The sequence below is a fragment of the Aeromicrobium sp. genome (assembly GCF_036676885.1).
Lineage (GTDB): Bacteria > Actinomycetota > Actinomycetes > Propionibacteriales > Nocardioidaceae > Aeromicrobium.
The window spans coordinates 1-7,901 of record NZ_JAKFCB010000313.1 but is presented as its reverse complement, the minus strand read 5'-3'; the positions used below and the strand labels follow the sequence as shown (position 1 = coordinate 7,901).

Genomic DNA, 7,901 nt, shown 5'->3' with positions numbered 1-7,901 from the left:
GTGCCCCCGACAGGAATCGAACCTGTGGCCTACCGCTTAGGAGGCGGTCGCTCTATCCGACTGAGCTACGAGGGCGTGAGGACTCAGGTTATCCAGTCTTGGTCCCAACCCATACGATCGCCTCTATGTGCCATCGCCACCGACCCCTGTGCGCCACAGGGTCCGGGCAGTGAGGCGGCTGCTGGTCCTCGCGGCGATCCTGGCACTTTTCGCGACCGGGATGGCGTCGTGCGGCAGGGCTGACACGATCCGCAAACCCCGCGACGACTGCGCCCCGGGCCGATCGCTGCCGACGGGTTCCACGCAACGCACGATCGAGTCGGGCGGCCAGCACCGCCGCTACCTGGTCCACGTGCCACCCGGCTACGACGGCTCCACCAGGACCCCGCTCGTCCTCCTGTTCCACGGCCTCGGCGGCAGCCCGCAGGCAGTCCTGGACACGACGAACATGGGCAAGCTCGCCGACAAGGACGACACGATCCTCGTGGCGCCGCTGGCTCGCGGACGCATCACGGAATGGGACTTCCGTACGCCGATCAGTGATCCGACATCCGACCTGGCATTCGTCCGCGACCTGGTCAAGGAGCTCAAGGCTGATGCCTGCGTCGACCCGTCGCGGGTCTATGCGGCCGGCTTCTCGAACGGCTCGGTCCTGGCGCTCGCGCTGGCCTGCGACGGGACGACGGACTTCGCGGCGTACGGCGCGGTGTCCGGCCCCTACTGGAGCGACTCGTGCCGCAAGTCGCCGCCGGCGTCGATCATCTACTTCCACGGGCTCAGGGACAAGGTCGTCCCGTACGCCGGTGCCGAGACCGTGATCGGGCCCCTCCCGCCGGTCAACGACGTCATGGCGAGCTGGGCGGCACATGACAGCTGTCCGGCCGCGAGCGCCACGACGACGGTGGCCCAGCACGTCCGCCACTTCACCTGGACCAAGTGCAAGGACGGCTCGGGCGTCAACGTGTACGTCGTGGACAACGGCGGTCATCGCTGGCCGGGAGGCACCCAGGTCCCGTCCGGCCGTGTCTCCGGTGTCATGACGCAGGAGATCGACGCCAGCACCCTGATCTGGCGATTCTTCGAAGAGCACGCCGCTGGTGGACAATAGGGGCATGACCAAGCCCATCGAGACGTGGCTGACCGACATGGACGGCGTTCTCGTGCACGAGGAGAAGGCGATCCCCGGGGCGGCGGACTTCATCGCCCGCCTGACCGAGACCGGCCGCAAGTTCCTCGTCCTCACCAACAACTCGATCTTCACGCCGCGCGACCTGTGCGCACGGCTGCGTGTCGCCGGGATCGACCTGCCGGAGTCGGCGATCTGGACGTCAGCGCTGGCGACGGCCAAGTTCCTCAGCGAGCAGCGCCCCGAGGGCACCGCGTACGTCATCGGCGAGGCCGGCATGACGACGGCGCTGCACAACGTCGGCTACATCATGACGAGCCGCGAGCCCGACTACGTCGTGCTGGGGGAGACCCGGACCTACTCGTTCGAGGCCATCACCCGCGCGATCCAGCTGATCGAGAACGGTGCGCGGTTCATCGCGACCAACCCCGACCCGACGGGTCCCTCGCCCGGCGGCTCGCTGCCCGCCACGGGCTCGGTCGCGGCGCTCATCACGAAGGCGACCCGCGTCGAGCCGTACTTCGTCGGCAAGCCCAACCCGCTCATGATGCGCAGCGCGCTCAACCAGATCGAGGGCCACTCGGAGACCACGGTCATGATCGGCGACCGGATGGACACCGACGTGCTGTCGGGTCTCGAGGCCGGTCTGCGGACGTTCCTGGTGCTCACCGGGTCGACCGCTCCGGGCCAGATCGAGCGCTTCCCGTTCCGGCCGACCGAGATCTTCGAGTCGATCGCCGACATCGTTCCCCTCGTCCAGTAACCGCAAAGTTACCCACAGGTAATACGTACGCCGCGAGAATTGTTATTCTTTCGTCATCTCCGGCTGGTCCACCGACTGCGCCGAAGGTTCCCCCGGCAGATCATGCAGGGGGGTCCTCCACCAGGGAGCGAACGTGAAGGTTTTCCTCACCGGTGCGAGCGGAGTCATGGGCCGATCGTCCATCGCCGCGCTGCACCACGCGGGCCACGACGTGGTCGGGCTCGCCCGTACGACCGAGAGCGCCGAGCAGATCGCCGCAGCCGGAGCAGAGCCGCACCTCGGTGACGTGTTCGACCTCGACGCACTCACCGCCGGCATGCAGGGCTGCGACGTCGTCGCCAACCTCGCCACCAAGGTGCCGGTGGGCACGGCCGCACTGCGCCCGGGATCGCTCAAGGCGATCGACCGGATCCGCCTGCACGGCTCGCGGATCGTCACGGATGCCGCGCGACGAGCCGGAGTCGACCGCATCATCCAGCAGAGCCTCAGCTTCATGTATGCCGACCAGGACGACGACTGGATCGACGAGCACAGCCCGATCGACGTGACCCATGCGACCGAGCCGGTCGTCGTCGCCGAGGACAACGTCAAGGCGATCGAGTCCGCGGGCGGCACCGCGGTGAGCCTGCGGTTCGGGCTCATCACCGGCAACGACCGCAACACGGCGTGGCTGTTCCGCCGCGCGGCGGCGGGCCGGGCGATCGGCCTCGGCGCCGAGGGCTCGTGGATGCACGTCATCCACCCTGACGACATCGGCTCGGCGGTCGTGCACGCGCTCACCGCCCCGGGCGGGGTCTACAACGTCGGCGCGGAGCCGGTGCAGCGCCGTGACTACGTCGACACGATCGCGATGGCCGCCGGCCGCCGGTCCGGCTCGTTCCTGCCGGGCTGGATCCTGCGGCTCGGCGGCGAGAAGCTCGAGATCCTGACACGGTCACAGCGGGTCAGCTCGCAGCTCTTCAGCGACCGCACCGGCTGGCACCCCTATCACCCCAAGCTCACGCCCGAGTGGTTCGATGACCTCGTCTGACGGCCCCGCCAAGCTCAGCAAGGCCGAGGTCGAGCGCCGGCGGAGGGCCGCCGAGCTGCTCGGCGACCTGCTCCCCGACACGACGCGCGACGAGACCGCTGAAGGCTGGGGCGAGAAGGACACCTCGTCGCGCGACGACGACTACCTCCGCGACGTCCCGCCGCACCACGGTTAGACCTGCGGGCGGCGCAGCAACGCGTCCCTGATCTCGCGCAGGAGTGCGGTGTCCTCGGGGACGGCTTCGGGCTCATCGGCGCCGGGGCCCGGCTTGCGGAGCGACTGGAGCTTCTGCACGGGGACCACAATCGCGAAGTAGATGACGGCCATCGTCACGACGAACACGATCAGGGCGTTGATGATCCCGCCGATGTTGACGAAGGTTGCATCGCTGTCGGTGATGCTGAAGCCGAAGCCCTTTGAGTTCTCGTCGCCGCCGCCGACACTCGCGACGATCGGCTTGACGAAGTTGTCGCCGAAGGCAGCGACGAGAGTGGTGAAGGCGACGCCGATCGCGATGCCGACGGCGAGGTCGACGACGTTGCCGCGCATCAGGAAGTCCTTGAAGCCCTTGATCATGTTTCCCCCTACTGGTTGGGTGCGGACTCCACGACCATAGCGAGGGCTCACGAAGGGTCACTGCGACGACGTGATCACACTGAAGCGGGCCTCGAGCGCGGCCGTCGCCAGCGCCAGGGCGACCTTCTCGGTCGTGACGATGCCGACCGGCACGACCTCGGTGCCGCCGGTCGAAGGCGGCAGCGTCACGACCTCGACCCCGCGCGCGACGACCGTGGCCTTGGTCTCGCCGTCAGGGTCCACCGCGATGACGTCGACGCGGTCGCCGACGTGCAGCCCCGTCAGGCCATCGGCGCGGTCGACCCGGATCGTCGTGAGGACGGCGTCATCGGCGTACCCGGACAGTGCATCGTCCTGCAGCACGCGGTAGTCGGTGATCGCCTCGCCTGCCCGCATCGGCCCGGCGACCCGGCGACCGATCGCAGCGCCGCGGCCGAGCGCATGCGACGGACGAGCCGCCGCCGGCACCGTGGCCGTACGCACATCGGAGGCCGTGAGCACGTGGCCGCTGCGCAGGTCGTGGCTGGCGACGAGCACGGCGGCGCCGGCGGGCTCCTGGCGCAGGGCCGACAGGGAGGTCAGGACGGCGAGGCCGGCGAAGACGGCTGCCAGGCTGCGACGGTGCTCGAAGACGAAGCGATGGATCCGGTCCATGCCCGGACTCTAGGAAGATCCGGCCGACAGCGCTCAGCCCTGTCCACAGCCGCGGTGCGACGACGCTCGGATCAGGCTGCGGATTCCTTGCCGGCCTTCTTGGCCGGCGCGGAGCTTGCGGACGACGAGGAGTCCGACGAGCTCGAGGACGTCGAGCTCTCCTTGGCGGCGGGCTTGGCGGTGTCGCCCGAGGTCGAGGTGGACCGGCTGTCGTTGCGGTAGAAGCCGGACCCCTTGAAGACCACGCCGACGGCGTTGAAGACCTTGCGGAGGTCGCCACCGCAGTTGGGGCAGACGGTCAGCGCATCCTCGGTGAAGCTCTGCTGGATCTCCAGCGCTTCTCCGCAGTCCTTGCACTGGTACTGGTACTTCGGCACGTCATGCTCCCGCTCGATCGATGAGGCACCTCAAGGGTACAGTTGCTCGCACCGTGCCCGATCCCGTACCTCGTCGAGACAGTCCTTCCGGAGCCCATCGATGACCGAATGGCTGCTCCTCGCCACGTCGCTCCTCCTCATGCTGGCGTGCGGTGTGTTCGTCGCCGCCGAGTTCTCGTTCGTCACGGTCGACCGTGCCACGATCGAGCGCGACGCCGAGGCCGGTGACACCGGCGCCCAGGGCACCCTGCTGGCGCTGCGTACGCTGTCGACCCAGCTCAGCGGGGCGCAGCTCGGCATCACGATCACCAACCTCGTGATCGGCTTCCTGGCGGAGCCCGCGATCGGCAAGCTCCTGCACGACCCGCTTGAGTCCGCGGGCCTCGAGGGCGGCACGCTCAAGGGTGTCGCGTACGCCGTGGCGCTCGGGTTGAGCACCGTCGTGACGATGCTGGTCGGCGAGCTCGTGCCCAAGAACTTCGCCCTGGCGCTCCCGCAGCGCACCGCCGCGCTGACGCAGTGGCCGCAACGGATGTTCACCAAGGTCATGGCGTGGCCGATCCGCGCGCTCAACGGGATCGCCAACGCGATCCTCCGGCTCCTCGGCGTCGAGCCCCAGGAGGAGCTGCGGTCGGCCCGATCACCCGTCGAGCTGCGGTCCCTCGTGCTGCGCTCGGCCCAGCAGGGCGCGATCGACGACGAGACCGCCGACCTGGTGGCCCGCAGCATCGCGTTCGGCGATCGCACGGCCGCTGACGTACGTACGCCTCGCGTCCGCGTGCACTTCCTCGAGGGCCGCGACACGGCGTTCGATGTCATCGAGGCGGCCCGGCAGACCGGCCACTCGCGGTTCCCGGTGATCGGCAAGAGCCCCGACGACGTGATCGGCATCGTGCACATCAAGCGAGCCGTGGGCATCGAGCTGGATCGTCGGCGCAGCGTCCGCATCTCCGACATCACCGATCCCGCGACGATCGTGCCGGACAGCATCGAGCTCGACCCGCTGCTCTCGCTCCTGCGTGAGCAGGGCATGCAGATGGCGGTCGTGGTCGATGAATACGGCGGAACCGACGGTGTGGTCACCCTCGAGGACCTGGTCGAGGAGATCGTGGGTGACATCGCCGACGAGCACGACCGGCTCTCGTCGCGCAGCCGGCATCGCCGGGACGGCACCTGGTCGCTGTCGGGGCTGCTGCGTCCCGACGAGGTCGAGGAGCAGACCGGCATCGCGCTGCCCGAGGGCGAGGACTACGAGACGATCGCCGGCCTGATCCATGAGAAACTCGGCCGCATCGCGGTGCGTGACGACGCGGTCACCCTCAGCCTCGATCGCACGCCCGACGACGAAGAAGAGGACCCCGAACCGCTGATCGTGACCCTCCGGGTCGAGCGCATGGAAGGCCGCCGCATCGACCGCGTCTCGCTCACCGTCGACGATGACGGTCAGGGGGGTGGCACAGCATGAGCGGCTTCTACGGCATCCTCCTGACGATCGTGCTGCTGGCGCTCAACGCCCTGTTCGTGGCCTCGGAGTTCGCACTGATCTCGGCCAGGCGTACGCAGCTGGAGCCCCGCATCCAGGCCGGTTCGCGCCGTGCCCGGCTGGCGATGCGGGCGATCGAGAACATCACCCAGATCATGGCCGCGGCGCAGCTCGGCATCACGATCTGCTCGCTCGGCCTCGGCGCCGTGGGCGAGCCCGCGATCGCGCACCTGCTCGAGCCGGTGTTCGACGCACTCCACGTGCCGCACGGTGCCGTCCACCCGCTGGCGTTCGTCATCGCCATGACGATCGTGGTGTTCGCCCACGTCGTGCTCGGTGAGATGGTGCCCAAGAACCTCGCGCTGGTCGGCCCCGATCGCGCGGCCTTGTTCCTCGGACCCTTCATGCTCGCGGTCGTCGTCGTCCTCAAGCCGTTCGTCATCGTGCTCAACGGCGTGGCAAACCTGATCGTCCGGCTGTTCGGCATCGAGCCCAAGGGTGAGGTCGCCTCGACCTACTCGCACGACGAGGTCGCGGGCCTGGTCGAGGAGTCCCGGCGTGAAGGGCTGCTCGACGAGGACGAGTACGGCCTGGTGTCAGGTGCGCTCGACTTCCACGAGGGCACGGTCGACGAGGTGCTGCTGCCGAGTGCCGGGCTGGTGACGATCTCGCCGAGCGCGACGCCGGTCGACGTCGAGCAGGCGTGCGCGGACACCGGGTTCTCGCGTTTCCCCGTGCTCGACGCGAACGGCGAGCTTGCGGGCTATCTCCACATCAAGGATGTCCTCGAGACCGACGACGCGTCCCGGCTGGAGACGATCGCCGACAAGTGGCTGCGGCCGTTGGCGACGGTGGTTGCCGGCTCGGGCCTCTACGAAGCGCTTCGCACGATGCAGGCCCGCGGCGCCCACATGGCCCGCGTCGCCGACGAGTCCGGCGCCGTGCTGGGCGTCATCATGCTGGAGGACGTCCTCGAAGAGCTCGTCGGAGAGATCCGCAGCGCCGAGCGCGCCTAACCACCCCCGCTGAGGAGAGGGTTCCGGACCGCTGAGGAGAGGGTTCCGGACCGCTGAGGAGAGGGTTCCGGACCGCTGAGGAGAGGGTTCCGGACCGCTGAGGAGAGGGTTCCGGCCCATCGAGGAGACCTTTACGGATCGTGAGGGGGTCCACAACCCTCTCGCGAGCGCACCGGAACCCTCTCCTCAGCGTGATCAGCGGCGGGGGTCCACGTCGTGGGCATCGACGACGCGCTGCAGGCCCTTGGCGACGGCGTCCTGCTGTGCCGCGGTGAGGTGCCGGCTGAAGTGCTTCTCGATGCCAGCGAGGTATGCCGGTGCAGCCTGCCGGCGGGCCGCACGTCCCTCGGGGGTGATCCGCGCGAGGGTCGCTCGTCCGTCGTCAGGGTCGGGCACCCTTTCGATGTATCCCACCCGCTCGAGCTCCGACACCAGTCGGCTCACCCGCGTCCGCGACAGCACCACCCGCGCCGCGAGGTCCTGCATCCGCAGCTGACGACCCGGTGCGGCGTTGAGCTCCAGCAGGACGTCGTACCAGGACAGGGGGATGAGCCCCTGGTCGTGGAGATCCTGCTCGATCGCCCGGAGCGCCCGGTTCTGGGCACGCAGCACGGCCTGCCACGCGGCGACGGGATCGCGGTCTTCAGCCATGGGGAGAAACTACTACTTGCGTGCATCCGCACGCAAATGTAGAGTGTGTGCACACGCACATAAACTACGTAAAGGATGAAGATCATGAGCACTGCACAGATCGCCGAACAGACCGGACTGCCCGCCGCGGGCACCTGGACGATCGATCCCGGGCACGCCGAGGTCGGCTTCATCGGCCGCCACTTCGGGCTGACCAAGGTCCGCGGACGGTTCACGGGCGTCGAG

General features: G+C 68.7%; 11 protein-coding genes and 1 tRNA gene. 7 read left to right on the top strand and 5 right to left on the bottom strand.

Annotation, left to right across the window (positions count from 1 at the left end):
* Position 1 precedes the first annotated feature (1 nt).
* Positions 2 to 75: transfer RNA gene (locus tag V6M46_RS14550), tRNA-Arg, on the bottom strand.
* A gap of 94 nt (positions 76 to 169) precedes the next feature.
* On the opposite strand from V6M46_RS14550, the gene V6M46_RS14545 reads away from it, so the two are divergent.
* From V6M46_RS14545 to V6M46_RS14530, 4 genes are all read left to right on the top strand, one after another.
* On the top strand, positions 170 to 1,108 hold the full coding sequence (locus V6M46_RS14545) for an extracellular catalytic domain type 1 short-chain-length polyhydroxyalkanoate depolymerase (protein WP_332666400.1): 939 nt from the start codon (positions 170 to 172) through the stop codon (positions 1,106 to 1,108).
* 4 nt (positions 1,109 to 1,112) lie between these two features.
* Complete coding sequence (locus V6M46_RS14540) at positions 1,113 to 1,889, top strand: HAD-IIA family hydrolase (RefSeq protein WP_332666398.1); 777 nt, start codon at positions 1,113 to 1,115, stop codon at positions 1,887 to 1,889.
* A gap of 133 nt (positions 1,890 to 2,022) precedes the next feature.
* The gene (locus tag V6M46_RS14535; protein ID WP_332666397.1) at positions 2,023 to 2,919 is read left to right on the top strand and encodes an NAD-dependent epimerase/dehydratase family protein; all 897 of its coding nucleotides are present in this window, start codon (positions 2,023 to 2,025) and stop codon (positions 2,917 to 2,919) included.
* Entirely contained in the window at positions 2,906 to 3,094 is a 189-nt protein-coding gene (locus V6M46_RS14530; protein WP_332666395.1) for a hypothetical protein, read from the top strand. The genes V6M46_RS14535 and V6M46_RS14530 overlap by 14 nt, the downstream gene beginning before the upstream one ends.
* Here the strand turns inward: V6M46_RS14530 and mscL are convergent.
* From mscL to V6M46_RS14515, 3 genes are all read right to left on the bottom strand, one after another.
* Complete coding sequence (gene mscL / locus V6M46_RS14525; RefSeq protein WP_332666393.1) at positions 3,091 to 3,495, bottom strand: large conductance mechanosensitive channel protein MscL; 405 nt, start codon at positions 3,493 to 3,495, stop codon at positions 3,091 to 3,093. The two genes, V6M46_RS14530 and mscL, sit on opposite strands and share 4 nt — an antisense overlap.
* Positions 3,496 to 3,552: 57 nt before the next feature.
* Positions 3,553 to 4,149, bottom strand: a complete 597-nt coding sequence (locus tag V6M46_RS14520; RefSeq protein WP_332666391.1) for an SAF domain-containing protein — start codon at positions 4,147 to 4,149, stop codon at positions 3,553 to 3,555.
* Between the two features lie 71 nt (positions 4,150 to 4,220).
* A complete protein-coding gene (locus V6M46_RS14515; RefSeq protein WP_332666389.1) occupies positions 4,221 to 4,526 on the bottom strand; it encodes an FmdB family zinc ribbon protein in 306 nt (101 codons plus the stop codon).
* Between the two features lie 100 nt (positions 4,527 to 4,626).
* On the opposite strand from V6M46_RS14515, the gene V6M46_RS14510 reads away from it, so the two are divergent.
* Positions 4,627 to 5,991: a hemolysin family protein gene (locus tag V6M46_RS14510; RefSeq protein WP_332666387.1), complete on the top strand. Its 1,365-nt coding sequence runs from the start codon at positions 4,627 to 4,629 to the stop codon at positions 5,989 to 5,991.
* A complete protein-coding gene (locus V6M46_RS14505) occupies positions 5,988 to 7,025 on the top strand; it encodes a hemolysin family protein (protein WP_332666385.1) in 1,038 nt (345 codons plus the stop codon). Before V6M46_RS14510 ends, V6M46_RS14505 begins: the two co-directional genes overlap by 4 nt.
* 195 nt (positions 7,026 to 7,220) lie before the next feature.
* Here the strand turns inward: V6M46_RS14505 and V6M46_RS14500 are convergent, their stop codons facing one another.
* Positions 7,221 to 7,676 carry a MarR family winged helix-turn-helix transcriptional regulator gene (locus tag V6M46_RS14500; RefSeq protein ID WP_332666383.1) on the bottom strand — a complete coding sequence of 152 codons (456 nt, stop codon included), beginning with the start codon at positions 7,674 to 7,676 and terminating at the stop codon, positions 7,221 to 7,223.
* A gap of 75 nt (positions 7,677 to 7,751) precedes the next feature.
* Here V6M46_RS14500 and V6M46_RS14495 point away from each other — a divergent pair.
* Positions 7,752 to 7,901, top strand: a 150-nt coding sequence (locus V6M46_RS14495; protein ID WP_332666402.1) for a YceI family protein, incomplete at its 3' end; no start/stop codon positions are given.